Source organism: Planomonospora sp. ID91781 (genome assembly GCF_015711595.1).
GTDB classification, from domain to species: domain Bacteria; phylum Actinomycetota; class Actinomycetes; order Streptosporangiales; family Streptosporangiaceae; genus Planomonospora; species Planomonospora parontospora.
In genome coordinates, this window is sequence record NZ_JABTEY010000002.1 from 1520811 (window position 1) to 1547064 (window position 26254).

Genomic DNA, 26254 nt, shown 5'->3' on the forward strand with positions numbered 1-26254 from the left:
CACCTCCCCTCCCGCACTGGTAGCGTGCTGCCCCACATAACCGAATTTTCAGGTTTTGCCGGGGGGTCATCGTGGTACAGCCGCTCACGGCGGAGGATCCTCGGCGGCTGGGACCGTTCGAGCTCACCGGACGCCTCGGCGAGGGCGGCCAGGGAGTCGTCTACCTGGGGCGGGGGCCTCAGGGCGAGGAGGTCGCCGTCAAGCTCCTCCACCAGGGGCTGACGACGGACTCCGACGCCCGCGCGCGCTTCCTGCGGGAGGTCTCGGTCGCCCAGCGGGTGGCCCGGTTCTGCACCGCGCCGGTCCTGCACGCCGATCTGGCCGGCAGTCGGCCGTACATCGTCAGCGAGTACGTGCCCGGCCCGTCGCTGCGCCGGCTCGTCGACACCGAGGGTCCGCGCCGCGGCGCCTCCCTGGAGCGCCTGGCCGTCAGCACGGCCACCGCCCTGTCCGCCATCCACCGCGCGGGCATCCTGCACCGCGACTTCAAGCCCGCCAACGTGCTGATGGGCCCCGAGGGTCCGGTGGTGATCGACTTCGGCATCGCCAGGGCCCTGGACTCCCCCGGCACGACCGCCACCGGGACGTCCGTGGGAACGCCGTCCTACCTGGCGCCCGAGCAGCTCAGCGGCGGCGAGGCCACGCCCGCGGTCGACGTGTTCGCCTGGGGCGTGACCATGGTCTTCGCCGCCACCGGGACGCCCGCGTTCGGCCAGGACTCCATCCCCGTGGTGATGAACCGGATCCTGACCGTCGAACCGGACCTGGGCCGGCTGGACCCCGGGCCGCTGCGCGACCTGATCGCCGCCGCCCTGGCCAAGGACCCGGCGATGCGGCCCACCGCCGAGCAGCTCGTCGGCCACCTCATGTCGGGCACCGCCCCGGCGCTCCGCGTCCCGCCTCCCGGACCCGCCGGACCGTCCGGGGCCCCGGGCGCTCCCGGGCAGGGCGGGGCTCCAGGGACTCCTGGACAGGGCGGGTCCTCGGGGACCCCCGGCCCCGGGCCCTCCGGGGCGGTCGGCCCGCGGCCCGCGGCTCCCGGGCCGGGCGGAGCGCAGGCCGCGGCCCCCGGGCGGGGCGGGGCGCAGGCGGCCGGTTCCGCGGAACGGCCGTCCCGACCGCGGCGCCCGATGGGCCTGCTGCTGGCCGGGGTGGCCGCCGTGGCCGCCCTCGGCGTGGCCACCGGGACCGTGGTCGTCCTGCAGAACAACGAGAAGGCCGCCGCCTCCAGGGCCGCCGGCCCGGCGGCCTCCTCCGCGGAACGGCAGGAGCCCGCCGTGGAGCCCGTCGAAGAGCCGGTCACCGAGCTCACCCCCGACGAGCCGCCCCCGGCCTCGGCCTCCCCCTCGCCGGCCGTCAAGAAGAAGAGCCCCGCGCCGGAGCCCACGAGCGGCCCGGCCGACTCCGGAGAACCGGCGGCGGGCGACTCCCGGTCCCGTCCGGACGACGACGGGCGGGCGGCGAAGCCGACGCCGCGCCCGACGCGGAAGGCCACCTCCCGCCCGGACGACGAGACGCTGCAGCCGGGTGACCAGCCGTCCCAGCCGGGCGAGGTCGGCGGCACCTCCGGGCCCGCTCCCTCTCCTTCCCGGACCACCGCGAAGCCGACGGCCAGGCCCTCGGCCACCACGAAGACGACGCCCAAGCCGACCTCCAAGCCGACCTCCAAGCCGACGCTGAAGCCGAACACCTTCACCGCGGCCCAGGTGTGCGGGTCGGGCTTCAAGCAGATCAACTCCCACGCGCTCGGCGGCAGCGCGACGATCCACCTGCTCTACAACGCCACCAGCAAGCAGAACTGCGTCGTCACCCTGTCCCGGTACGTCCATCCGGGCAAGGTCAAGATGAACGCGATCCTCCAGGTGCGGGGCGGCTCGTCGGGGAGCAACCCCGGCAACTTCACCGCCTACGCGGGCCCGGTGCGGCTCACCGCCGCCAAGAAGTGCGTGATCTGGGGCGGTTCGCACGGCTCGCTGTCCTGGAAGAGCGGCTGGAGCCACTGCGGCTGACCCGCCGGCGCCGCCCCGACGGAGGCGGTCCGACGGCACCGGTCCGACGGCACCGGTCCGACGGAGGCGGACCGGCCGCCCGGTGTGCCACACTGCGGACATCCGGGCCGGCGGGGTCCGCCGGCCCGGCGGACCGGCCGGACCCACCGCGCCGACGGAGCCGCGATGGAGGGAGGGTGAGCGGGTTGCACACCTCCTCGGACGAGTACCGGGCCCGGCGCGAGGCGATGCTCGCCAGGCTGGCCGAGCTGGAGGCCGAGCAGGCCAAGGCCGTGGCGGGCGGCGGCGGCAGGTACGTCGAGCGGCACCGGGCGCGCGGCGGACTGCTCGCGCGGGAGCGGATCGAGCTGCTGGTCGACCCCGACTCCGCCTTCCTGGAGCTCTCACCGCTGGCCGGCTGGGGCAGCGACTTCCCGGTCGGCGCGAGCGTGGTCACCGGCATCGGGGTGGTCGAGGGCGTCGAGTGCGTGGTCGTCGCCAACGACCCGACCGTGCGGGGCGGCGCGTCCAACCCGTGGACCCTGCGCAAGACGCTCCGCGCCGCCGACATCGCGATGGAGAACCGGCTGCCGCTGGTCAACCTGGTCGAGTCGGGCGGGGCGGACCTGCCCACGCAGAAGGAGATCTTCATCCCGGGCGGGCGGATCTTCCGCGACCTGACCCGGCTGAGCGCCGCCGGGATCCCGACGATCTCCCTGGTGTTCGGCAACTCCACCGCCGGGGGCGCCTACGTGCCCGGGATGAGCGACCACGTGGTCATGGTCAGGGAGCGGGCCAAGGTCTTCCTCGGCGGGCCGCCGCTGGTGAGGATGGCCACCGGTGAGGAGTCCGACGACGAGTCGCTGGGCGGCGCCGAGATGCACGCCCGCGTCTCCGGCCTCGCCGACCACCTGGCCGCCGACGAGCACGACGCGCTGCGGATCGGGCGCCGGATCGTGCGCGGGCTCGGCTGGGTCAAGCGCGGCCGCGCGCCCGGCCCCGTGCGGGACCCGTTGCACGACCCCGACGAGCTGCTGGGCATCGTGCCGGAGGACCTGCGGATCCCTTTCGACCCGCGCGAGGTGATCGTGCGGATCGCGGACGGCAGCGAGTTCGACGAGTTCAAGCCCCTGTACGGTCCGAGCCTGGTGACAGGGTGGGCGCGGCTGCACGGCCACCCCGTCGGGGTCCTGGCCAACGCCCGCGGCGTGCTGTTCAGCCAGGAGGCCCAGAAGGCCGCCCAGTTCATCCAGCTGGCGGACCGGTCGCGCACACCGCTGCTCTTCCTGCAGAACACGACCGGCTACATGGTCGGCCGGGAGTACGAGCAGGGCGGCATCATCAAGCACGGCGCCATGATGATCAACGCGGTCTCCAACTCGACCGTCCCGCACCTCACGGTCGTCATGGGCGCCTCCTACGGCGCGGGCAACTACGGCATGTGCGGGCGGGCCTACGACCCCCGGTTCCTGTTCACCTGGCCGAGCGCCAGGTCGGCCGTCATGGGTCCGGCGCAGCTCGCGGGAGTGCTGTCCATCGTCGGCCGGGCCGCCGCCGAGGCCCGGGGCAGGCCGTACGACGAGGAGGCGGACGCGGCGATGCGCGCGGCGGTCGAGGCGCAGATCGAGGCGGAGTCGCTGCCGTTCTTCCTGTCCGGGCGGCTCTACGACGACGGGGTCATCGACCCTCGCGACACCCGCACCGTCCTGGGCCTGTGCCTGTCGGCCGTCAACAGCGCCCCCGTCCCGGAGCCCTCGGGCTTCGGCGTCTTCCGGATGTGACCGTGCTCCCAGCGTCCTCGTCGTCCCGATCCCCCGCGGCGCCCCCGGTCCCTGCGGTGCCCCCGGTGTCCTCGGCGTCACGAGGGGTCGAGCCGTGATCCGCCGCCTGCTCGTCGCGAACCGGGGCGAGATCGCCCGCCGAATCTTCCGCACCTGCCGCGACCTCGGCATCGAGACCGTCGCGGTCTTCTCCGACGCCGACTCCGGCGCGCCGCACACCGCCGAGGCCGACCACGCCGTACGGCTGCCCGGCGTCGCGCCCGCCGAGACCTACCTGTCGATCGGGAAGATCGTCGAGGCCGCCCTGCGGACCGGCTCCGACGCCGTCCACCCCGGGTACGGCTTCCTGTCGGAGAGCGCGGACCTCGCCCGGGCCGTCCTCGGCGCCGGGCTGACCTGGGTCGGTCCGGGTCCCGAGGCCATCGCCGCGATGGGCTCCAAGATCGGGGCCAAGGCGCTGATGGCCGAGGCGGGGGTGCCGGTCCTGCCCCACTTCACCGCGGGCCCCGGTTACTCGATGGAGGACCTCGACCGGGACCTGGACGCCGTCTTCACCCGGATGAGCGGGGACGCGTCCGGCTGGGCGATCCCGCTGCTGGTGAAGGCCTCGGCCGGGGGCGGCGGGCGGGGGATGCGGATCGTCCGGCTCACCGACGACCTCCCGGGGGCGGTCGAGTCGGCCCGGCGCGAGGCGGAGTCGGCCTTCGGCGACGGCGCGGTCTTCGTCGAGCCCCTGCTGGAGGGCGCCCGCCACATCGAGGTGCAGGTCCTGGCCGACGCGCACGGCACGGTCTGGACGCTGGGCGAGCGGGAGTGCTCGATCCAGCGGCGGCACCAGAAGGTGATCGAGGAGACCCCCTCCCCCGCCGTCTCCCCCGCGCTGCGCGCCCGGTTGTGCGCGGCGGCGGCCGACGCCGCCCGAGCCGTCGGCTACGTCGGGGCGGGCACCGTCGAGTTCCTCGTCCGGGACGACACGGTCGCCTTCCTGGAGATGAACACCCGGCTCCAGGTCGAGCACCCGGTCACCGAGTGCGTGTACGGCCTCGACCTGGTCGGGTTCCAGCTGCGGATCGCCGAGGGCGACGCCCTGCCGCAGACGCCCCCCGCCCCCTCGGGCCACGCGATAGAGGCCCGCCTGTACGCCGAGGACCCCGCGCTGGGCTGGCTCCCGCAGAGCGGCGTCCTGCACCGGTTCGACGTCCCCGGCGTCACGGCCCGTTTCGCCCCCGTCTCCGGCGGCCTGCGACTGGACTCCGGCGTCGAGGACGGCTCCGAGGTGGGCGTGCACTACGACCCGATGCTCGCCAAGGTGATCGCCCACGGCGCGACCCGCGCCGACGCCGCCCGCAGGCTCGCCGGCGCGCTCGCCCGGGCGAGGATCCACGGCCCGGTCACCAACCGGGACCTGCTGGTCGCGGTGCTGCGCCACGAGGCGTTCCTGTCCGGCGAGACCGACACCGGTTTCCTGGAGCGGCACGGCCTCGCCGTCACGGACCGGGGGCCGTCCGGACCGTCCGGGGCCGGCCCCGTCTCCGGAGCCTCCGGCGGACCCGGCGGGTCCACCGCCTCCGGAGAGCCGACCGGCCCCGGCGGCCCGGACGCGGTCTCGCTCTCCGCCCTGGCCGCCGCCCTCGCCCGGGCCGCCGCGAACCGGGCTGCGGCGACCGTGCAGGCAGGGCTGCCGAGCGGGTGGCGCAACGTGGTCTCCCAGCCGCAGCACGCCGCCTTCACGGTCGGTGCAGGCGGCACAGGCGGCACAGGGGGCGCGATGAGCGTGGCGGGCACGGCGGGTGCGGCGGGTGCGACCGGCCTGGCCCCGTCCGGCGGCGACGCCGTCCGCACGGTCGCCTACCGGATCACGAGGGACGGCCTGCGGGCCGACGGCTTCCCGGACACCGTCCTGATCGCCGCCGCACCGGACCTGGTGGTCCTGGAGACCCACGGCGTACGGCACCGCTTCGAGGTCGCCCACCACGGCGGCGTGGCGTACGTGGACTCCCCCCTCGGCTCCGTACGGCTCACGCCCCTGCCCCGCCTGCCCGAGCCGGTCGAGCGCCCGGCCCCCGGCTCGCTGCTCGCGCCCATGCCCGGTACCGTGCTGCGCGTCGAGGTGGCATCCGGCGATCAGGTCACCGCCGGACAGGTGGTCGTGGTATTGGAAGCTATGAAGATGGAGCACCGGATCACCGCGCCCGCCGCGGGCACGGTGACCGGCCTGGACGCGGCGCCGGGCCGGCGGGTCGAGGCGGGAGCCGTACTGGCCGTGATCGGGGAGCCGGAGTCGGGGACCCCGGCCTGAAGGCCGGGCCGCCGCACTGAAGACGATTGGTGAACGCGCCACGCGGGACGGGAGACGGCCCGTCCGCGGCGCGCCGGAGAGGGAAGTGGGCGCGATGAACACCGACGGGGGTTGGCCGGTGGAGCGGCTGGTGCGCAAGGAGGTGTCCGGCGGGGTCGCCACGATCACGCTCGACTCGCCGCGCAACCGCAACGCGCTGTCCGTGCGGTTGCTCGGCGACCTGGAGGACCGGCTCAACTGGGCGCTGGCCGACGAGGGCGTGCGGGTGATCGTCCTGACCGGGACCGGGCCGGTGTTCTGCGCCGGAGCGGACCTGAAGGAGCAGCGCTCCGCGCCGGGCGGCGCGCACGAGGCGCCGGTGACGGCGTCCTTCCCGGAGATCATGAGCATGATCTGGGAGAGTCCCAAGCCGGTCATCTGCCGGTTGAACGGCACCGCGCGCGCCGGAGGGCTCGGTCTGGTCGCGGCGTGCGACTTCGCGATCGCGCCGGACACGGCCTCGTTCGCGTTCACCGAGGTCCGTCTGGGGGTGGTGCCCGCCATGATCGCGGTGACCGTGCTGCGGCGGCTCGACCCCCGGGCCGCGGCCGAGTACCTCCTCACCGGCGAGGTCTTCGACGCCGCCCGCGCCCAGGAGATCGGCCTGCTCACCCGGGCCGTCCCGGCGGAGGAGCTGGACGCCACCGTCGCCCGCTACGCCGACATGCTGCTGCGCGGCGGCCCCGAGGCGCTGGCGATCACCAAGCAGCTCGTGCGGACCGTGCCGGCCCTCCCGGTGGAGGAGGGCATGCGCCGGATGGCCGAGCTGTCGGCCCAGCGGTTCACCTCCGCCGAGGGCCAGGAGGGCATCGCCGCCTTCATGGCGAAGCGCCTGCCGTCCTGGGTGCCGCAGCCGGAGCCGTCGGACTCCGGGGAGGCCGCCGCGGAGTCCGGGGAGAGCACCGGGAAGCCCGGGGAGGCCGCCGGGGAGCCCGGAGCCGCCGGAGCGGTGCCCGCCGGGACCACCGGGGGCGGGGCGGCGGAGGCCGCCGGGGGCGGAGAGCCCGTCCGGGGCGCCTGATGCTCCGCGTCGCGAACTGCTCCGGCTTCTACGGCGACCGCCTCTCGGCCGCCCGGGAGATGGTCGAGGGCGGGCCGATCGACGTGCTCACCGGCGACTGGCTGGCCGAGCTCACCATGCTGATCCTGGCGGGCAACCGGCGCAACGGCCGTCCCGGTTACGCGCCGACGTTCCTGGCGCAGCTGGAGCAGGTCCTCGGCACCTGCCTGGAGCGGGGCATCCGGATCGTGTCGAACGCCGGCGGGCTGGATCCGGCCGGGTGCGCCGCGGCGGTGTCGGAGCTGGCCGACCGGCTCGGGCTGCGGGTCCGGGTCGCCTGCGTGACCGGTGACGACCTCACCGGCGACCTCGGCGTCCTCGGTGACGCGGTCAACGCCGACACCGGCGAGAAGCTCACCGCGACGCCCCTGACCGCCAACGCCTACCTGGGCGGGCGGCCGATCGCCGCCGCGCTCGCGGCGGGGGCGGACGTGGTGGTGACCGGCCGCGTCACCGACGCGGCGCTGGTCACCGGGCCGGGGATCTGGCGGTACGGCTGGGGCCCCGGCGACCACGACGCGCTGGCCGGCTCGGTGGTCGCCGGGCACGTCATCGAGTGCGGCTGCCAGGCGACCGGCGGCAACTACGCGTTCTTCGGCGAGGTGCCCGACCTGCCGCACTGCGGGTTCCCGCTGGTGGAGCTGGAGGCCGACGGGTCCGGCGTGGTCACCAAGCACCCCGGGACGGGCGGGACCGTGTCCGTCGGCACGGTCACCGCCCAGCTGCTCTACGAGATCGGTTCCCCGCGCTACCTCGGGCCGGACGTCACGGCCCGGTTCGACACGATCCGGCTGGAGCAGCAGGGCCCGGACCGCGTCCGGATCTCCGGGGTGCGCGGCGATGCGCCGCCGGAGACGCTCAAGGTGGCGGTCACCTACCCCGCCGGTTACCGCAACACCATGACCATGGTGCTGACCGGCCTGGACATCGAGGCCAAGGCCCGGCTCGCGCTGGACGCCGTCTGGGCCCGCGTGCCGCGGGACTCCTTCGAGCAGGTCCACGTCGAGCTCACCCCGCTCGCGGGCACCGCGCTGCTGCGCGTCACCGTGATGGACCCCGACCGCGGGAAGGCCGGCCGCGCCTTCTCCGCCGCCGTGGTCGAGACCGGTCTGGCCTCCTATCCGGGCTTCCACGGCCTGGCCCCGCCGGGGGACGCCTCGCCGTACGGGGTCTACTGGCCGTGCCTGGTACCCGCGGACGCCGTCCGTCCGCGGGTCCTGCTCGACGGCCGGGAGGTGCCCGCCGACCCGCCGCCCTCGCCCGCCGGTGCCTCCGGCGCGGCGGTCCCCCCACCCGCGCCCGAGACCCTGCGGCCGTCCTCCCCGCAGGCCGTACGGCCGTCCCCCCGGCAGGTCGTGCGGGCGTCCCTCCCGGTCGGCGGGGGGCCGACCCTGCGGGCTCCGCTGGGGACGATCGCCGGTGCCCGGTCCGGCGACAAGGGCGGCAACGCCAACCTCGGCGTCTGGACCGGGACCGCCGAGCGGTTCGCGTGGCTCTCGGAGCACCTGACGGCCGGGCGGCTGCGGGAGCTCCTCCCGGAGACGGCCGGTCTCGTGGTCGAGCGCTTCGACCTGCCCAACCTGCTCGCCCTCAACTTCGTCGTCCACGGGCTCCTCGGCCGGGGCGTCGCCTCCAGTCCCCGCATGGACGCCCAGGCCAAGGCGCTGGGTGAGGAACTGCGCGCCGCGGTGACGGACATCCCGCGCGCCCTGCTGTGAGCGTCCGGTGCGGCCCGCCGCGCACCGGGTGCGCGGACCGCGGGGCGCCCCGGGCCGGTCCGCCGCTCCCGGGTTCCTGGGAGTTCGACGATCCGTACTGTTTTTCCCCTTTGATCCATTTAGGATTGCGCGCAATTGCGTTGCGAATGTCGTTCGGGGAAGGACCCATCATGCGTTTGCGGTTTCTCGGCTCCACGTCGGAGGCGGGCGCCTGCCCCTCCCTCTACGAGACCGACCGCGGCACCGTCGTCGTCCAGGGGCTCCAGGTGACCGACGCCGAGGCCCTGGCCGGGCTCCGGCACGTCCTGGAGGGGGAGACCGCCGTCGAGGTCCCCCGCGAGCTGCTGGTGGACATCGCCCGGCGGGTGCTCTCCTGAGCCGCGGCGCCCCCGGGACCGGCGGCGGGACCCCCGCCGCACATGTCGATCACGATTGCGCCCGCCCTATGGCATGATCCGAACCCGGCGTCTACCCTCGTGCAGGCCGCCCACCAGGAGGACGAGGAATGAGCGAGTTCCAGCAGGCCCGCACCCGGATGGGCGTGCAGCTCAGGCAGTTGCGGGAGGCCTCCCGCCTGTCGGGCAAGGAACTCGCCGAGCGGCTGGGCTGGCAGGCCTCCAAGGTCTCCCGGATCGAGAACGCCCGCCAGACCGCCACCGTCGACGACATCGGCGCGTGGGGGCGGGCCGTGGGAGCCGCCCCCGAGATCGTCGAGGAGCTCACCGAGCAGCTCACCGGGCTGCTGGAGCGCCAGGACTCCTGGCGGCAGCGGCACCGCAGCGGCCTGGCCGCGCTCCAGGAGGACATCCGCGACCTGGAGTCGCGGACCACGCTGCTGCGCGCGTTCGAGCCGGGCCTGGTCGTCGGCCTGCTGCAGACCACCGAGTACGCCCGGAGCGTCTTCACCCGGCTCAAGCGCCTCTACAACGCCCCGGACGAGGTCGACGCGGCCATCCGGGTCCGCATGCAGCGCCAGGAGATCCTCTACGACCAGCGCAAGCGGTTCCGCTTCATCGTGCCCGAGGCGGTGCTGCGCTACCGGCTGGCGCCGCTGGACGTGATGTGCGGCCAGCTTGACCGGCTGCTCGCCGTGACCGCGCTGCCGAACGTGGAGTTCGGCGTGGTCCCCTTCGAGGCGCCCCTGCCGTCCGCCCTGCTCAACGGTTTCTGGATCTACGACCGGGAGCAGGTCGCGGTGCCCACCCGCACCAGGAACCTGGTCCTGCGCGACCCGGAGGACGTCACCTTCTACGAGCGGTCCTTCGAGGAGTTCTGCGAGGTGGCGGCCTTCCGCGAGGACGCGCGGGCGGTGATCGTCCGGGTGCTGGACGATCTGACCCGGCAATCGGCCGAATGATCGCCGCAATTGCTTGATTAAGTTCTGAAGATCGTGCAATCCTCGACGGGACGGAGGTGAGGCACGATGCTCGACACGCTGTCCTGTCTGGAGAGGTTCGCCACGGCGACCCGCTTGCACGCCGACCTGTCCCTGTCGGGCGTGTCGCTCGGCGACCCGGCCTACGTCCGCGTCCGCAACCGGTTCAGTGAAACCCTGTCGGAGACCGTCACCTGCGCGCCGGACGGCGGCTTCATCACCTCGTGGGGCTACCGGCTCGGCAGCGCCGACGACGTCGAGGCCGCCGCGGCCCGGCTGGCCTACCTCCTGGCGGCCATGCCCGCCTGAGCGCGGCGCCCCCGGCCCCGCCCGCAGGACCCGTGCCCGCCGGACGTCCGCGCCCGGGAAGGCCCGTCCTCCGGCGCGCGCCCGGTCCCGCTCAGGAGACGGGGAAGACCGACGGGTCCAGGCCCACCTCGCGGGCGGCGGCGACGCGGGCGTGGTGAAGGAGCCGGCTCCTGGACATGTTCCCGGCGTCCAGGGTGTAGCGGATGGCCAGGCCGTCGAGCATGCCGTCGAGGCGCTCGGCCGCGCCCTGCGGGTCGTCGCACACGAACTCCCCCAGCATCACGCCCTGCATGATCACCTCTCGGAGGATCTCGATCCAGGCGCCCTCGAACTCCAGCAGGATGGTCCGGACGTGCTCCTCGCGCACCCCGACCGCCCAGGCGTCGAGCCAGAGGATCCAGCCCTGGTCGTCCCGGGAGGCCGGGATGCACAGGCGCAGGACGTTGTCCAGCCGCTGCACCGCCGTCCCCGGGCCGTCGACGATCTCCCTGAGCCGCTGGATCTCCGACTCGGTCGTGCTGCGGAGCATCTCGGTGATGAGATCGTCCTTGGTGGCGAAGTGATAGTGGATCAGTCCGCCGCTCACGTTCGTCGCCCTGGCGATGTCGGCGACGCGGGTGCCGGCCAGCCCCCGCTCCAGCACGACCCTCCGGGCGGCCTCGAGCAGCTCCGCCCGCCGCTGGTCCGCCTGGTCCGCGCGGCTGCCGCGCGCCCCTTCTCCGCTCTGCACGGCGCAAGACTACAGCAGCGCGCCTCCCCCGCCCCGTCCGGCGACGGCCGCCGGGACCGCCGGTGCGGACGGTCCGGCGGGTACGCCGGGGACGGGGGAGGCACCCGGTTCAACCGCAGCGGTAGAGGGACGGGCCGGTACCGGTGGTGCTCTCCGCGGTGCCGCCGTACTCCGCGGCATCGACGACGGTGCAGTTGGCCTGCACCCAGGTGCTCACCTCGGAGGAGCCCCCGCCGCCGGGACCGCGCCGCCCGTCTCCGGGCATCACGTATCTCAGCCGCCCGGAGGCGACGAGTTCCCGGAGCCGGTCCACGGTCATGGCGGGGTCGCCTCCGGTGAAGCCGCCCATCGCGATGACGGGCAGGCCCGTCGAGAGGATGGCCGAGGAGGCGCTCTGCGCGCTGCCCACCGCCACCAGCCAGGTCGCCCCGCCCCGGTTCTCCTTCAGGTAGGCGATCATCTCCGTGCTCAGGGACCTGTCGGGACCGCCGTCCCGCATCCCACCGCGTACGGCGCCGCCCGGCATCCCGTCGAAACCCCGCAGGCCGCCGGGACCACCGCCTCCGGCCGGGCCCGCGGTCGGGTTCGTCCCGTTGACGGCCGAGCCGAGCGGGGTCAGCGCGTAGGCCGCGGGACCGGCCAGGCCGCCGATCACCCCCGCGAGCAGCGCGACCGCGGCGATCCGCAGCCTGCTCCGCCGCCCGAGGCGGGCCGCGACCAGACCGAGCGCCGCCACCGCGCTCATCCCCGCCACGGCCCAGGCCAGCCAGGGCACGAAGTCCGGGCTGCGGCGCAGCACGGTGAACGACCACGCGCCGGTGACCGCGATCCCGAGCGGGAGCGCCCACGCCCACGCCGGGGAGTCGCGGTGGGCCTGCCACATCAGCACCCCGCCGATCCCGGTGAGGGCGGCGACGGCCGGGGCCATCGCGGTGGTGTAGTACGGGTGGAAGGTACCGCTGGAGAAGCTGAAGACCGCGTAGTGCACGACCAGCCAGCCGCCCCACAGCAGCAGTGCGGCGCGGGCTCCGGCCAGGGACCGGCGGGTGGTCAGGACCAGGCCGCAGGCCAGCGCCAGGACCGCGAAGGGCAGCAGCCAGGAGATCTGACCGGCCAGCACCTCGTTGAACAGGCGCCCCGCACCCGGCTCCCCGCCGAACCCGCCCCCTCCGCCGCCGCCCCGGCCGCTCCCGCCGAAGATCCGGCCGAGGCCGTTGTAACCGATGACCAGGTCCCGGACGGAGTTGTCGGTGCTGCCGCCGACGTAGGGGCGGCTCCCGGCCGGCCACAGGTCGACCACGAGCATCCACCACCCGCTGGAGGCGGCCAGGGCCGCGCCCGCGGCCAGCAGCCGTCCGAACCGGCGCACCACCGTGCCCGGTGCCAGCGCCAGGTAGACCAGGGCGAAGGCCGGGACCACCAGGTAGGCCTGGAGCATCTTGGTGTTGAAGGCGAGGCCGACGAGGACGGCCGAGACGACCAGCGTGCGCGTCCGGCCGCCGCGGACCGCCTCCAGGCAGAACCACGCGGCCAGCACCAGGAGCAGCACCAGGATCGTGTCGGGGTTGTTGTCCCGGTTGATCGCGACCGTGATCGGGGTCAGCGTCATCACCAGGGCCGCGGCCAGCCCCGCGGCCTGCGGGGCGTGGCCCGGCAGCTCCGCCAGGGAGCGCCGCACCGCCGAGTGCACGACCCAGACGGCGGCGACGCCCGCGACCGCCTGGGGCAGGAGCATGCTCCACGTGCCGTAACCGAAGATCCTCGCCGACAGGCCCATCACCCACAGCGCGACCGGCGGCTTGTCCACGGTGATGAACGACCCGGCGTCCAGCGCGCCGAAGAAGAACGCCTTCCAGCTCTGCGTGCCCGACAGGATCGCGGCCGCGTAGTAGTCGTTGGCGTCGCCGTTCCGGCCGAGCGCCCAGGTGTGCAGGAAGGCCGCCAGCGCCAGTACGGCCCAGAGGCCGGGACGCGCCCACCGGGGCGCGCCGGCGGCCGGGCCCCCGTGCCGGGCGGCCCGCGGGACGTCCGGCACGCGGGGGGCGGCGTCCCGGGCGGTGGAGGCCCCGCCGGAGACGGCGTCCGGAGCGGCGGGGACTCCCGGCACCGCGCCGGGACCGGCGGGGGTCGCGGGAACGGGGCCGTTCACCGGGTGGCCTCCTTCACCCGGCGGGGGTGGAAGACCCAGGCGCGCAGCAGCAGGAAGCGCACCAGGGTGGCGAGGGCGTTGGCGGTGATGACCGCGGCGATCTCTGCGGCGGTGGGCGCGTCCGGCACGAGGAGGCCCAGCAGGGCGAGACCGCCGGTGCTCAGCGCGAGGCCGGCGACCAGGGTGAGACCGCCTTCGAGCTGGTGGCGCAGCGCTCCGGCGCGCCCGGTGACGCCGAAGGTGAAACGGCGGTTGGCGGCGGTGTTCGCGACGGCGGTGACGACCAGGGCGACGCCGTTGGCGACCACGGCGGGCACCAGCAGCCGCAGGGCGACGAACAGCAGGAGGTGCGCCAGGGTGCTGACCAGCCCGATGACGACGAAACCGGGTAGCTGGCGGGCCATCCCGCCGGGCAGCCGGGCGTTCCCGACCCGCGGCGGGACGGGGAGGCGAGCCGGGCCGGACAGCGTCCTGCGGGCCACGCGCGCCATGCCCTTCAGGTCGTCCATGACGGTCCTGAGGATGTCCACCCGGCTGTCGGGGTCGTCCACCCAGTCCACCGGCACCTCGTGGATGCGCAGCCCGTGCCGCTCGGCGAGCAGCAGCAGCTCGGTGTCGAAGAACCACTCCTCGTCCTCGACCGCCGGCAGCAGCGCCTGGGCGATCTCGGTGCGGACCGCCTTGAACCCGCACTGGGCGTCGGAGAAGCCCGCGCCCATCGCCCCGCGGAGCATCAGGTTGTAGGTCCGCGAGATGAGCTCCCGCCTGGGCCCGCGCACCACGTTCGCGCCCCGGGACAGGCGGGTGCCGATGGCCAGGTCGCTGTGGCCCGACAGCAGCGGGGCCACCAGCGGCAGGAACGCGTCCAGGTCGGTGGACAGGTCCACGTCCATGTAGGCGACCACGTCGGCGGCGCTCTCCGACCAGACCCTGCGCAGCGCCCGGCCCCGGCCCTTGGCGTCCAGGTGGACGGCGTGCACGTGCGGCAGCTCCCGGCTCAGGTCCAGGGCGATGCGCCAGGTCCCGTCGGTGCTGGCGCTGTCGGCGATCGTGACGCGGAAGGCGTACGGGAAGGTCCCGGTGAGGTAGGCGTGCAGGCGGCGGACGCTCTCGGCCAGCACCCGCTGCTCGTTGTGGACGGGCACCACGACCTCGACCAGCCGGGTGCGGACCGGTGCCGGAACCGTCAGCTGATCCATGTTCTCCTCCGCGGACGGTGGTTCTGCTCTCTCATGACCCCAGACTCGGCACGCGGTCTTGGGTGATCCTGAGGCGACCGTTAACGCGGGATGAGAAAAACAGGCACCGGGCACGAAAGGACGGGACCGCCGTGGCCGTCCCGCCCCCTCCCCCGGCCGGGGGTCGTCTGCCGGGGCTCAGTCCCCGCCGCCCGCCACGGGGGAACCGGGAAGGCGCAGCCGGGCGACGGTCCCGCCGCCGTCGGCGTTCTCCAGGGCGACCTCGCCCCCGGCCTCCCGTACGGCCTGCGCCACGATCGCCAGTCCCAGGCCCGAGCCCGGCATGCTCCGGGCCGAGGGCGAGCGCCAGAACCGGTCGAAGACGTAGGGCAGCTCCTCCCGGCCGATGCCGGGACCGTGGTCGCGGACGGTCAGCTCGCCGTCGCGGAGCCGTACCACCACCGGCCCCCGCGCCCCGCCACCGGGACCATCGGGACCACCGGCACTGTCGAGACCGCCCAGATCATCAGAACCTCCGGGCCCGCCGGGGCCGGCGCCTCCCGGGCCGTCGCCGGGGCCGGGGTCCGCGGAGAACTTCACCGCGTTGTCGAGCAGGTTCACCACCGCGCGCTCCAGCGCGGCCGGGTCCGCGTGGACGTACCAGGGCCCGAGGTCGGTCTCTATCGGCAGGTCGCGGGCGCGGAGCCGGGCCCGTCCCACGGCCGCCCCGACCACCTCGTGGAAGGCCACCTCGACACGCGGCGCGTGCTCGCTGTCGCCCCGGGAGAGCTGGAGCAGAGCTCCGACCAGGGTGGACATCTCCTCGAACTGGGCCTTGAGGCCGGTCAGCAGCCTGCGCTTGGGGGCGGGCTCCAGCGGGCGGCCGGAGTCCTCGCTGCGCAGCAGCAGGTCGATGTTGGTGCGCAGGCTGGTCAGCGGGGTGCGCAGCTCGTGCCCGGCGTCGGCGATCAGCCGCCGCTGGCGCTCCCGGGACCCGGCCAGCGCGGCGGTCATCGCGTTGAAGGAGGCGCCGAGCCGGGCGAGCTCGTCGGTGCCCTCGACCGGGATGCGGGTGCCGAGGTCCTCGGTCCTGGCGACGTGCTCCACCGCCCCGGTCAGCCGCTCCACCGGCCGCAGCGCCGTACGGGCGATGAGCCGGCCCGCGGTCGCCGCGCCCACCACGCCGAGCGCGGCGACCCCGGCCAGGATCCCGGCGAGCGCGGTGAGCGTGGACCGGAACTCCTCCAGCGGCCGGGACTCCATCAGCACCAGGCCGCCGCCGACGCTCTGGACCAGCACCCGGACCTCGTCCCCGTCCGAGGTCGTCCCGTCCCGGAACGCCTCCGTGCCCCTGGGCGCCCGTGCCAGTTCCCGGTCGCCCGGGACGACCTCGACCTCGGTGCCGACGGCGCACGTCCGGCCGGCCGCGTCGACCAGCTGGAGGAGGGCCAGCCGGGGCGGCGGCGGGCGGTCCGGTTCCGCCCCGGAGCAGTACCGCTCGATCCACTCGACGCCCTGCGGCCCCTTCGGGCTGCGCAGGGACCGGTCCACCTGGTCGAGGAGCTCGGAGCGGACCAGGAACCAGCAGGCGCCCGCGCACACCGCGATCGCCGCCGCGACGGCCGTCGCGACCAGCAGGGTGAGCCGCGAGCGCAGGGAGCGGGGACCCGTCCTCACGGCGTCCTCACGGCGAGGTCCGCAGCACGTAGCCGACGCCGCGGACGGTGTGGATCAGCCGGGGCAGCCCGCCCGTCTCGGTCTTCCGCCGCAGGTACATCACGTAGACGTCGAGGGAGTTGGACGACGGCTCGAAGTCGAAGCCCCACACCTCGCTGAGGATCTGCTCGCGGGTGAGCACCTGCCGGGGGTGCACCATGAACAGCTCCAGCAGCAGGTACTCGGTCCGGGTCAGCTCCAGCGGGACGCCCGCTCTGGTGACCTCCCGGCCGGCGGTGTCCATCCGCAGGTCGCCGTAGACGAGCACGCCGGAGTCCCGCTCCGCCGCCGGGGCGGCCAGGGCGCCGCGCCGCAGCAGGGCCCGGACCCGGGCCAGCAACTCGTCCAGCTCGAACGGCTTGGCCAGGTAGTCGTCGGCCCCGGCGTCCAGCCCGGAGACCCTGTCGCCCACGGCGTCGCGCGCGGTCAGCATGAGCACCGGCACGTGGTTTCCGGCCGCCCGGAGCCTGCGGCAGGCGGTCAGCCCGTCCAGCCGGGGCATCATCACGTCCAGCAGCACCACCTCGTACGGCTCCCGCTCCAGGACCTCCAGCGCGGCCTGCCCGTCGGAGGCCAGGCCCACCCGGTAGCCCTCGTACTCCAGGCTGCTCTGCAGCGCCTCCCTGAGCGCGGGCTCGTCGTCCACGACCAGTATCCGCGCCGCCCCACCGTCGCCCATGCCTGCAACGCTAGAGACCCTTCATGAGAGGCTCATGAAGGGACCCTGAGTTTTCGCCGGGATCGGCTCCCGGACGGAGGCGCCCGCCGCCGGCGACGGGGCTCAGGACAGCAGCGCCATCGCGGCGTTGTGGCCGGGGATGCCGCTGACGCCGCCGCCGCGCCGGGCGCCCGCGCCGCAGAGCAGGATCCGCTCGAAACCGGTCTCCACGCCCCACCTGCCCGGCTCGCCGAACGGCCAGGACAGGTCGCGGTGGAAGATGTGCCCGCCGGGCAGGCCCGCCTCGGCCTCCAGGTCCACCGGGGTCTTCGCCTCCAGGCAGGGGCGGCCGTCCGGGTCGCGCAGCAGGCAGTCCTCGATCGGCTCGGCGAGGACCCGGTTCACCGAGGCGAGCGTCGCGCGCACCGCCTCCTCCCGCGCCCCGGCGGGGTCGGCGCGGAACAGCCGGGCGGGCATGTGCAGGCCGAACAGGGTCATCGTCTGGGCCCCGGCCGCGCGCAGCTCCGGGCCGAGGATGGAGGGGTCGGTCAGCGAGTGGCAGTACACCTCGGCCGGGGGCAGTCCCGGGATCGTCCCCCGCGCGGCCTCGGCGTGGGCGCGGGCGAGCTGCTCGCGGCCCTCGTTGATGTGGAACGTGCCGCTGAAGGCCGCCGCCGGATCGACCTCCGGGTCCCTGAGCCGGGGCAGCCGGGACAGCACCATGTTGATCTTCAGCTGGGCGCCCTCCGGCGCGGGCCCGTCCCCGCCGCCGCCGAGCAGCCGGGCCAGTACGGCGGGCGGCACGTTGGCCAGCACCCGCTCGCCGGTGACCGCGTGCTCACCGGCGCCGTCGCGGAAGGTCACCTCCCCGCCGGGGTCGATCGCCACCACCTCGGCCCCGGTGCGGATCTCCGCCCCGGCCGCCCGCGCGGCCCCGGCCAGCGCCCCGGAGACGGCGCCCATCCCGCCGACCGGGACGTTCCACTCGCCGGTGCCGTCGCCGATCACGTGGTACAGGAGGCACCTGTTGGCCAGCAGGCCCTCGTCGCACGGGTCGGCGAAGGTGCCGATCAGGGCGTCGGTGAGCACCACCCCGCGCACGGTGTCGTCGGCGAACCGCTCGTCCACGACCTCGCCGATCGGCCGCTCGAACAGCTCGCGCCAGGTCTCGCCGCCCACCAGGTCGCGCATCGCCGTACGGCTCACGAGGGGTTCGAGCAGGGTCGGCGCGATCCGGGCGGCCGCCTGCGCGGTCATCGCGTAGAAGCGCCGCCAGGCCTCGAGGTCGGCGGTCCCGCCGGTGACCCGGGCGAACGACGCGGCGGTGCGGTGCTCGTCGCCGCCGTCCACCAGCAGGCCGGTCTCCCCCACCGGGGTGTAGGAGGCGTAACGGCGGCGGCGCAGCTCCACCGCGAGCCCCAGGTCCTTCACGATCTTGGCCGGGAGCAGGCTGACCAGGTAGGAGTAGCGCGACAGGCGGGCGTCGACCCCCGGGAACGCCCGGGCCGAGACGGCCAGGCCGCCCACGTGGCCGAGGCGTTCGAGGACGAGCACCCGGCGGCCGGCGCGGGCGAGGTAGGCCGCGGCGACCAGGCCGTTGTGCCCGCCTCCGGCGACGACGACGTCGTATCGGGAGGCGCTGCGGGAGCGGACCGGGTACGTCGGCTCGGCGGGTGCCATGCCGGGCACCATATATCGAAAAAGACAAAAAGGTCTATAGCTCCCGCCCACCCGGAGCGGCCGCGGATCCGCCGCCGGGCCGGAGCCGGATCCGCGGCCCCCTCACGCCCGGCTCCCGCCCCACCGGCTCCGCCTCGCCCCTGGCCGACCGGTCCCGCCGCACCCCGGCCGACCGGCCCGCACGGTCAGCCCCTGGCCGTGCCGAGGGCGATGGAGAGCAGGACCGCGGCGGGGCCGGTGGGCGGGCGCCCCCGGCGCCAGACCGCCCGCAGGCTGCGCTCCAGGTCGATGCCGGCGGTCGCCACCTCGGCCAGCCGCCCGGTGGCCAGCTCCCCCTCGACCGCGTAACCGCTCAGCACCGCCGGGGCCGAGCCCTCGCGGGCGGCGCCCTTGACCGCGGTGTTCGAGCCGAGCTCCAGCCGGGGGGCCGCGACGGCGTGCCCGGCCAGCGCCCGGTCGAGGGTCTCCCGGGTGCCGGAGCCGCGCTCGCGGACCACCAGCGGGGTCGCGGCCAGTTCCGCGGCGAGCAGCGGCGTACGGCGGCGCGCCCACGGATGGCCCGCCGCGACCACGACCACCAGCCGGTCCGTGGCCACCACCCGGGAGGCCAGCCCCTGCGGCACCGAGGGACCCTCCACGAACCCGAGCTCGATCCCGCCCGCCTCCCCTCCGACGAGCCTGGCCACCTCCGCGGAGTTCTGCACCTCCAGCCCGACCTGGACCTGCGGCTCCCGGCCCTGCAGCTCCCCGAGCCAGCGCGGCAGGAGGTACTCGGCCACGGTCATGCTGGCCGCGATGTGCAGGTGCGCCGCCCGCGCGTGCCGTACGGCCTCCGCCCCGCGCATCAGCTCCTCGGCCGCGGCGAGCACCTGCGCCGCCCAGGCCGCGATCATCGTCCCCTGGGAGGTGAGGGTGGAGCCGCGGGGGGTGCGCTCCAGTAGGGTCAGGCCGAGGCGCCGCTCCAGGAGCGCGATCCGCTTGCTCGCCGAGGGCTGCGCGATGCCCGCCGTCCGGGCCGCCTGCCCCAGGCTCCCCAGCCTCTCGACGTCGACGAGCAACCGCAGGGACTCCAGGTCGGGCAGTGTGCTCATAGCCCCAGGCTATGGCGTGGCCTCGCGGCGGCGGTCCGAGGTCGTCGCCGGGATGTGCGACGACCCCCGACCTTTACAATGTAGATTCTTTGTTGCCCCGCCCCGGCTTCCGTCCGGGCTCCGGGCGGAAGCCGCGCCTTACCATGCCGTAACGTGCTTGTTTGAAGCAGAAACGACCGTTTGCGCCGTTCCAGCCGGGCGACCGTCCGGCCCCGGATCCAGGAGACAGAACCCGCTCATGCGTACCACCCAGCAGCCGCTCGACGACATGCTCCGCCCCTCCGAGGAGGTGGCCGAGGCGCTGGCGCAGGGTTCCCCCGTCGTGGCCCTCGAGTCCACGATCATCTCGCACGGCCTCCCCCAGCCCCGCAACCTGGAGGTCGCGGCCGAGCTGGAGGAGATCGTCCGCGAGGAGGGGGCCGTGCCCGCGACCATCGCGGTGCTGGACGGGGTCGCACGCATCGGCCTGGACTCCGCCGGGCTCGAGCGGATCGCCACCGGGTCCGGTCTGCGCAAGCTGGGCTTCCGCGATCTGCCCCTCGCCGCGGCGCTGGAGGCGAGCGGCGCGACCACGGTCTCGGCGACGTCGTTCCTGGCCGCCCGGGCCGGCATCCGCGTCTTCGCCACCGGCGGGCTCGGCGGCGTCCACCGCGAGTGGAACGCCACCCAGGACGAGTCGGCCGACCTCGACGCGCTCAGCCGTACCCGCATCACCGTCGTGTGCGCGGGGGTGAAGTCGATCCTGGACGTCCCGGCCACCCTGCAGCGGCTGGAGACCCGGGGCGTCACCGTCGCGGGGTTCCGCACCGACGAGTTCCCCGGTTTCTACCTGCACACCTCCGGCGAGCCGGTCGAGTGGCGGATCGAGACCCCGGACGAGGCCGCCGCCGCGATGCGGGCCCAGGACGCCCTCGGCGGCCCGGAGACCGCCCTGATCGTGGCCAACCCGGTCCCCCGCGACCAGCAGCTCGACCCGGAGCTGCACGACCGCGTGCTCGCCGAGGCCCTCGCCGCGGCGGAGCGGGAGAAGGTCACCGGCCAGGCGATCACCCCGTTCCTCCTCGGCTACCTGGTACGCGGCACCGGCGGCGCCTCGCTGGAGGCGAACCTGGCCGCCGTCCGCGGGAACGTCCGCCTGGCCGCGAGGATCGCCCGGTCCTGGAGCAGGGAGGACTGACACCCCGTGAAGGACACCGAGGACACCGAGGGGCCCGGGAGGACCGCGGACGCCGGGGACGCCGGGAACGCTGCGGGCGCCGGGGACGCCGCGGGCGGCAGGGGCCTGCTGGTGGTCGGCGACGTTGTCACCGACGTCGTCGCGCTGCACGGCCAGGCCGGGTTCGCCGGGCTGGCCGCCGGCACGGACACCGCCGCCGACATCGAGCTGCGCCCGGGCGGCTCGGGGGCCAACACCGCCGCCTGGGCCGCCCGCCTGGGCGCGGACGTGCGGTTCCTGGCCCGGGTCGGCGCCGACACCGGCGGCTGGCACGAGGCGGAGCTGCGGCGGGCCGGGGTCCGGCCGTACCTGCGCACGGACCCGGAACGGCCGACCGCCGTGGTGATCGCCGTGGTCGACGGGACCGGGGAGCGGTCCATGCTCACCAACCGGGGCGCGGGCGGGCGCCTGGGCGTGGCCGACTGGGACCCGGCCCTGCTCGACGGGGTGGCCCACCTGCACCTGTCCGGCTATCTCCTCTTCGCCGAACCCGGCCTGCTGCTGACCCGCCTGGTCCTGGCCGAGGCCGGCCGGCGCGGCCTGTCCAGCAGCGTGGACCCCGCCTCGACGGGTTTCCTGCGGGCCTTCGGGACCGAGCGGTTCGTCCGCGAGACCGCACCGGCCGGGCTGGTGATCCCCAACCGGGACGAGGCGCTGCTGCTGACCGGCGAGACCTCCGCCGAGCGGGCGGCCGAGCGGCTCAGTCTCCGGTACGGCGCGGCGGCGGTGAAACTCGGCTCCCAGGGGGCCGTGCTGGCCCGGCGGGGACGTCTCGTCGCCCGGGTCCCGGGTGTCGCCGCCCAGGCCGTGGACTCCACCGGGGCGGGGGACGCGTTCGCCGCCGGGCTGCTGACGGCCCTGCTGACGGGGGCCGATGACGAGGCCGCGTTGGAAGCGGGGAGCCGGGCCGGCGCCGAAGCTGTTACGGTCATCGGTGGTCGTCCGCGTATCCTACGGTCTGATCTGGGTTCCAACCAGCTTTACCCTCTTAAGACCAATTGATAGCTTGCGGCGTAGGCTGCACCATTAGCCACATGCGTCACTTTGGGGAGGTTGCGGTCAACCGATGGATGCCGAGTCATCGATCTGCCTGAGTGATCTGGTCCCGGCCCTGCGCTGGAGCCGTCAGCAGCAGGTCGCCGAAGCCCTGGCCGACCCCCGCCTGCCGGCGGGCTGGTGGTCCTCCGTCACCCTCCCCAAGGCCCTCGGCACCGCCGGGCTCGACTGGGTCTGCGACCGGCTGGCCCGGCTCTCGGTCGCCCGGTGGGAGCACCTGCCGCTGAGCGACGTGCTGCCCGCCCTGCACGTGCACACCGTCGACCCCACCCTCCCAGGCTGGCCGGAGCCCGCGCGCTCGGCCATCGCCGGTCTGGGCGGCTGGTCCCGGCTGCGCCGCCTGACCGCCGGCGACCTCACCGGATCCGCCGTGCCCGCCTCCCCCGAGGTGGTGGTCACCGCGATGTTCCGCGAGGTGCTCGGCCGGATCCCGGGGCTCACCGAGCAGGCCGCACAGGCCGCCCCGGCCGCCGCGCAGGCCGCTCCCGCCTCGCCCGCCGTCTCCTCCCCGCCGACCGTCCCGGTGCCGGCCCAGGCCCCGCCGACCGTCCCGGTGCCCGCGCAGGCCCCGCCCCCCGCGCAGACCGCCCCGGCCCCGCTGCCCCAGCGGCCCGTCCCGGCGGCCCCGCCCGCCCCGCCCCGGGTCGACATCAGCGACTACCCGCTGGTGCGCCTGGTGGACAACATGTTCCGCGACTGGAGCCCGCTGGAGCGGGCCGTCGCCGTGGACCGCCTGTTCGCCGTCGACCCGATCAGCCTGCGCGCGCTGGCGCACAAGCTCAACGCCGACCTGGGCGCCCTCTCGGCGGCCCAGCGCGCCGCCGAGGAGCGCATCCTGCTCTGGCTGCGCTCCTCGGAGTCGGCCCCGCTGACCGGCCACATGTTCGGCCTCACCGAGTGGCTGGGCGCCGCCGCCACCGAGGACCAGCTCATCGGCGCCGACCCCGCGCACCCCGTCGAGGTCCCCGCGCTCGGCACCCCGCTCTGGCGGGTCCTGGTCACCCTCATGCCCGACCGGCGGCTCCAGGACGGCTGGCTCGTCGTCGGCGACCTGGGCGGCCTGCGGGAGCGGACCACCCAGCTGCTCGCGAGCGAACCGGACGACGCCGACGTCTTCGCGCTCATGGAGCACCAGCTCGGCATCCGCACCCACTCCGCGCAGGCGTGGCTGGACGCGCTCGCCGCGTCCGCGGCGCCCGGGGAGTCCTCCGCCGCGTCCGACGGCACGGGCACCAAGCAGCTGCCCCGCCGTACGCCGGGGGCCAACGGCCACCACCGCGGCGGCCAGCCGATCCCCCAGGTCGACGCCGGCTCGATCGACCCCCGCGCCGCCCTGGCGGCGCTCTCGGCGCTGTCCGGCAACAGCCGGCCGCACCTGATCACCAGCCAGCGGGAGCGCTCCCCGATGCCCCCGCCGCCCAACCCGGCCACCGATCCCAGCCGCTGGCAGCGGATCGAGGTCACCAGCGAGCACCTGCGCGGGGCGCCGGTGGCCGTGCCCGAGGGGTACGCCACCCGGCTCGGGATGCGGCCCGGCACGCTGCTGTCGGTGACCGGCCCCGGCGACAACGCGGTGGTCCTCGTCTGGCGGGACCACCCGGTCTTCGACTCGCTGCAGCCCGTGCTGATGCGCCTGAACGCCCGGCCGGGCGACCAGGTCTACGTGACCGTGGACGGCTACCGCCTGGAGGCCCAGCTGCCCAGCTGACCCCGCGCCCGTCATCCGGGCCGGGGACCGGGAATCCAGCCGAGGCGCTGGTACGGCAGGCGGGCGGGCGGGCCCACCCGCACGTCCCGCCATGGCCGGGGCTGGACGCTCCGCCGAGATCCCCCCGTGTCCCGAGGTCCCGTCGCGTCCCAGCTCTGTCACCCGCGCCACCACCGTCACCGACGGTGTCTTCGCCCCCGGCCACCTGGGCGAACCCACCCAGCACCCGCCGTTCGAGCTGATCGACGCGGTGCCGGCGACACCGGGCGGCATTCTCGCGGCGATGCCGGTCGCAGGGCTCTTGGCGGGGCCGCGTGAGGCCGGGGACTCAGGGTTCGTCGGCGGGGAAGGCGAACATCCGGATGTACAGGGGCCGCGCATCCGGCGGCGCGTCCTGCACCCGGGGGCTGTACTTGAGCAGCAGCGCGATGTAGGCGTCGAAGAACTCGGCGAACTCTTCCCTGGTCATCCGGCCGAGACCGCGTGAGCCCTTGGCCCAGTCGGGATCGCGCCGGTACGCCTCGGGGAAGCGCTCCAGCAGCGCCCGGTCCTCCTCGAAGCCGACGCGGTGGAACTCCTCCAGCACCGGGCGGTCCTCGGGCGCGAGCTGCCCGGGGGTCGGTGCGCGCATGTCGCGTGGGCTCTCGGTCCTGCGCCACCAGCGCTCCCGGCCGGCCGAGCGCTCCGGGATCTCCTCGATGAATCCACGCTTCTCCAGCTGCCGCAGGTGGTAGCTGGTCGTGCCGGTCTTCGCGCCGAGCCGTTCGCCGATCGTCGTGGAGGTCGCGGGCCCGTGGATGTTGAGGTGGCGCAGGATGAGGCGCCGCATGGGGTGGGCCAGCGCCTTGAGGCGGGCCGGGTCGTCGAGCAGGAACGGCTCCTCGTCCTTCATGAGGATCACCCTAGTCCTTCAGAACGATATCTGCAGAGAAGTCTTTGCCGAGACTTCTCTGCAGAGTAGTTTCGGCAGCATGCATCGAATCGCCCTGGCCGCAGGCCTCGCCCTCACCCTGACGGCCGCCCCCGCAGTGGTCCTTGCAGCGTCCCCCGCGGCTGCCGTCGCTGCCCACCGGCCGTCCTCCGCCGTCGAACACGCGCCCGTTCCCGGGGAAGCGCCGGTCGCCGTTCCCGCCGACCTGACCGGGAAGGAGGTGAGTTTCCCGAGCGGTGGCGGGCTCACCCTGCACGGCACCGTGCTGTCGCCGGTGAAGGCGTCGCCGGGGCGGCCCGGCATGGTGCTCGTCCACGGGGCCGGCACCGGCACTCCGCGCGCCAAGCTCATGGGCGAGGCCGTGGAGTTCGCCCGCAGAGGCGTGTCCGTACTGATCTACGACAAGAGGTCGGAGGGCTACTCGCTCTTCCAGCGGTCCTACTCGACGCTCGCGGACGACGCGCTGGGCGCGGTGGCCGCGCTGCGGGCGCAGCCGGGCGTGGACCCGGCGAAGGTGGGCGTCTGGGGACTCAGCGAGGGCGGCTGGATCGCGCCCCTCACGGCCTCCCGCTCGCGGGACATCGCCTTCGTCGTGGTCGTCGGCGCCAACGCGCTCGCACCGCTGCGGCAGCAGACCTGGGCCGTCGCCGCGGGCCTGCGCAAGGCGGGGGTGACGGGGTCACTGGTGGACCGGGCCGAGCCGACCCTGTACCGGGCGATCGCCGACGGCGGCATGTTCCCCGAGCCCTGGTACGACCCCGAGCCGGTCCTCGCCGCGGTGCGGCAGCCGGTGCTCGCCATCTGGGGGGTCCACGATCTGCTGACGCCGCCCGAGGAGACCCCGCCGATCTTCGCGCGGGCGCTGGAGAAGGGCGGCAACCGGCACTACACGTTCCGGTTCTTCCCCGGGGCGGACCACGCCGCCCACCTCACGCCCGACGGCGGCGTCACCCGGCTGCCCGCCCTCGCTCCCGGGTACGCCGACCTGGTCGGCTCCTGGATCCAGGAGGTCGTCTCGGGGCGGCCGCCGCTGGCGAGCACGTCGGGCCCCGCGCCCGAGCAGGTGACGCCGACCGTGCCGGTGGACCCTCCGGCGCCGTGGGAGTCGGCGCCGGTGCAGCTGGCCGTGATGCTGCTGCTGATCGTCGCGTTCGCCGCCTACCCGTTGACCGCCCTCGCCCGCCGGCTGCGCGGGCGGCCCCGTACGGCCAGGCCGGCCGCGCCGCGCGTGCTGAGCGCCGCCGGGCTGATCTCGGTGCTCGGGTCCTTCGCCTTCCTGGCCTACCTGATCATGACCGGGGGCAAGCTGGCCGCGCCGGGGCCGGTGCTGCTCGGCCGCCCGGTCGTCTGGCTGGCCTTGCAAGCCTCGGCGCTGACCACGGTGGCCACCTCCGTATGGACGGTCCGGGCGTGGCGGAAGGCGGAGACGAGGAGCGAGCGGGTCCGTCTCGGCCTCCTGCTCACCGGCGGTGCCGCGTTCCTCCCGTGGGCGCTCTACTGGGGCCTGCTGCTCCCCTGAGCGGGGACCCCCCGATCCTCATTCGGCGGACCGGCTCACGCGTACGCGGGACC

General features: G+C 75.1%; 20 protein-coding genes. 12 read left to right on the forward strand and 8 right to left on the reverse strand.

Going from position 1 to position 26254, the window contains the following annotated elements; all coding sequences use genetic code 11:
- The first annotated feature begins 71 nt into the window (after nt 1–71).
- From HS048_RS26125 to HS048_RS26160, 8 genes are all read left to right on the forward strand, one after another.
- The gene (locus HS048_RS26125; protein ID WP_196468956.1) at nt 72–2009 is read left to right on the forward strand and encodes a serine/threonine protein kinase; all 1938 of its coding nucleotides are present in this window, start codon (nt 72–74) and stop codon (nt 2007–2009) included.
- A gap of 227 nt (nt 2010–2236) precedes the next feature.
- A complete protein-coding gene (locus tag HS048_RS26130; protein ID WP_196469510.1) occupies nt 2237–3769 on the forward strand; it encodes an acyl-CoA carboxylase subunit beta in 1533 nt (510 codons plus the stop codon).
- Between the two features lie 94 nt (nt 3770–3863).
- The gene (locus tag HS048_RS26135; RefSeq protein WP_196468957.1) at nt 3864–6068 is read left to right on the forward strand and encodes a biotin carboxylase N-terminal domain-containing protein; all 2205 of its coding nucleotides are present in this window, start codon (nt 3864–3866) and stop codon (nt 6066–6068) included.
- Nucleotides 6069–6162: 94 nt separating this feature from the next.
- Entirely contained in the window at nt 6163–7128 is a 966-nt protein-coding gene (locus HS048_RS26140; protein WP_307832645.1) for an enoyl-CoA hydratase-related protein, read from the forward strand.
- A complete protein-coding gene (locus HS048_RS26145) occupies nt 7128–8885 on the forward strand; it encodes an acyclic terpene utilization AtuA family protein (protein WP_196468958.1) in 1758 nt (585 codons plus the stop codon). The genes HS048_RS26140 and HS048_RS26145 overlap by 1 nt, the downstream gene beginning before the upstream one ends.
- 170 nt (nt 8886–9055) lie before the next feature.
- Nucleotides 9056–9262: a hypothetical protein gene (locus HS048_RS26150; RefSeq protein WP_068896153.1), complete on the forward strand. Its 207-nt coding sequence runs from the start codon at nt 9056–9058 to the stop codon at nt 9260–9262.
- 128 nt (nt 9263–9390) lie between these two features.
- Nucleotides 9391–10242 carry a helix-turn-helix transcriptional regulator gene (locus HS048_RS26155; protein ID WP_068895634.1) on the forward strand — a complete coding sequence of 284 codons (852 nt, stop codon included), beginning with the start codon at nt 9391–9393 and terminating at the stop codon, nt 10240–10242.
- 66 nt (nt 10243–10308) lie between these two features.
- Nucleotides 10309–10569, forward strand: coding sequence for a hypothetical protein (locus HS048_RS26160; protein WP_196468959.1), 261 nt, complete (start codon nt 10309–10311; stop codon nt 10567–10569).
- A gap of 91 nt (nt 10570–10660) precedes the next feature.
- On the opposite strand, the gene HS048_RS26165 is transcribed toward HS048_RS26160, so the two are convergent.
- The 7 genes from HS048_RS26165 to HS048_RS26195 form a co-directional block, all read right to left on the reverse strand.
- Nucleotides 10661–11299, reverse strand: coding sequence for a TetR/AcrR family transcriptional regulator (locus HS048_RS26165; RefSeq protein WP_196468960.1), 639 nt, complete (start codon nt 11297–11299; stop codon nt 10661–10663).
- Nucleotides 11300–11408: 109 nt separating this feature from the next.
- Nucleotides 11409–13448 (reverse strand): glycosyltransferase family 39 protein, encoded by a 2040-nt coding sequence (locus tag HS048_RS26170; protein WP_307832646.1) that lies wholly within the window; start codon nt 13446–13448, stop codon nt 11409–11411.
- Nucleotides 13445–14647: a bifunctional glycosyltransferase family 2/GtrA family protein gene (locus tag HS048_RS26175; protein ID WP_196468961.1), complete on the reverse strand. Its 1203-nt coding sequence runs from the start codon at nt 14645–14647 to the stop codon at nt 13445–13447. Before HS048_RS26175 ends, HS048_RS26170 begins: the two co-directional genes overlap by 4 nt.
- 177 nt (nt 14648–14824) lie before the next feature.
- Nucleotides 14825–16303, reverse strand: a complete 1479-nt coding sequence (locus tag HS048_RS26180) for a HAMP domain-containing sensor histidine kinase (RefSeq protein WP_196468962.1) — start codon at nt 16301–16303, stop codon at nt 14825–14827.
- A gap of 7 nt (nt 16304–16310) precedes the next feature.
- Complete coding sequence (locus tag HS048_RS26185; protein ID WP_196468963.1) at nt 16311–17021, reverse strand: response regulator transcription factor; 711 nt, start codon at nt 17019–17021, stop codon at nt 16311–16313.
- 102 nt (nt 17022–17123) lie between these two features.
- Nucleotides 17124–18680: an NAD(P)/FAD-dependent oxidoreductase gene (locus tag HS048_RS26190; protein WP_196468964.1), complete on the reverse strand. Its 1557-nt coding sequence runs from the start codon at nt 18678–18680 to the stop codon at nt 17124–17126.
- Between the two features lie 185 nt (nt 18681–18865).
- Entirely contained in the window at nt 18866–19771 is a 906-nt protein-coding gene (locus tag HS048_RS26195; RefSeq protein ID WP_068895645.1) for a LysR family transcriptional regulator, read from the reverse strand.
- Between the two features lie 238 nt (nt 19772–20009).
- On the opposite strand from HS048_RS26195, the gene HS048_RS26200 reads away from it, so the two are divergent.
- The 3 genes from HS048_RS26200 (at nt 20010) to HS048_RS26210 (ending at nt 23751) form a co-directional block, all read left to right on the forward strand.
- Nucleotides 20010–20948: a pseudouridine-5'-phosphate glycosidase gene (locus HS048_RS26200; protein ID WP_196468965.1), complete on the forward strand. Its 939-nt coding sequence runs from the start codon at nt 20010–20012 to the stop codon at nt 20946–20948.
- Between the two features lie 6 nt (nt 20949–20954).
- Complete coding sequence (locus tag HS048_RS26205) at nt 20955–21989, forward strand: carbohydrate kinase family protein (protein ID WP_196468966.1); 1035 nt, start codon at nt 20955–20957, stop codon at nt 21987–21989.
- Between the two features lie 64 nt (nt 21990–22053).
- Complete coding sequence (locus tag HS048_RS26210; protein WP_196468967.1) at nt 22054–23751, forward strand: hypothetical protein; 1698 nt, start codon at nt 22054–22056, stop codon at nt 23749–23751.
- Nucleotides 23752–24079: 328 nt separating this feature from the next.
- On the opposite strand, the gene HS048_RS26215 is transcribed toward HS048_RS26210, so the two are convergent.
- Nucleotides 24080–24643, reverse strand: a complete 564-nt coding sequence (locus tag HS048_RS26215; protein WP_196468968.1) for a transcriptional regulator — start codon at nt 24641–24643, stop codon at nt 24080–24082.
- A 79-nt stretch (nt 24644–24722) separates the two neighbouring features.
- On the opposite strand from HS048_RS26215, the gene HS048_RS26220 reads away from it, so the two are divergent.
- Nucleotides 24723–26201: a S9 family peptidase gene (locus HS048_RS26220; RefSeq protein WP_196468969.1), complete on the forward strand. Its 1479-nt coding sequence runs from the start codon at nt 24723–24725 to the stop codon at nt 26199–26201.
- The last annotated feature ends 53 nt before the right edge of the window (nt 26202–26254 follow it).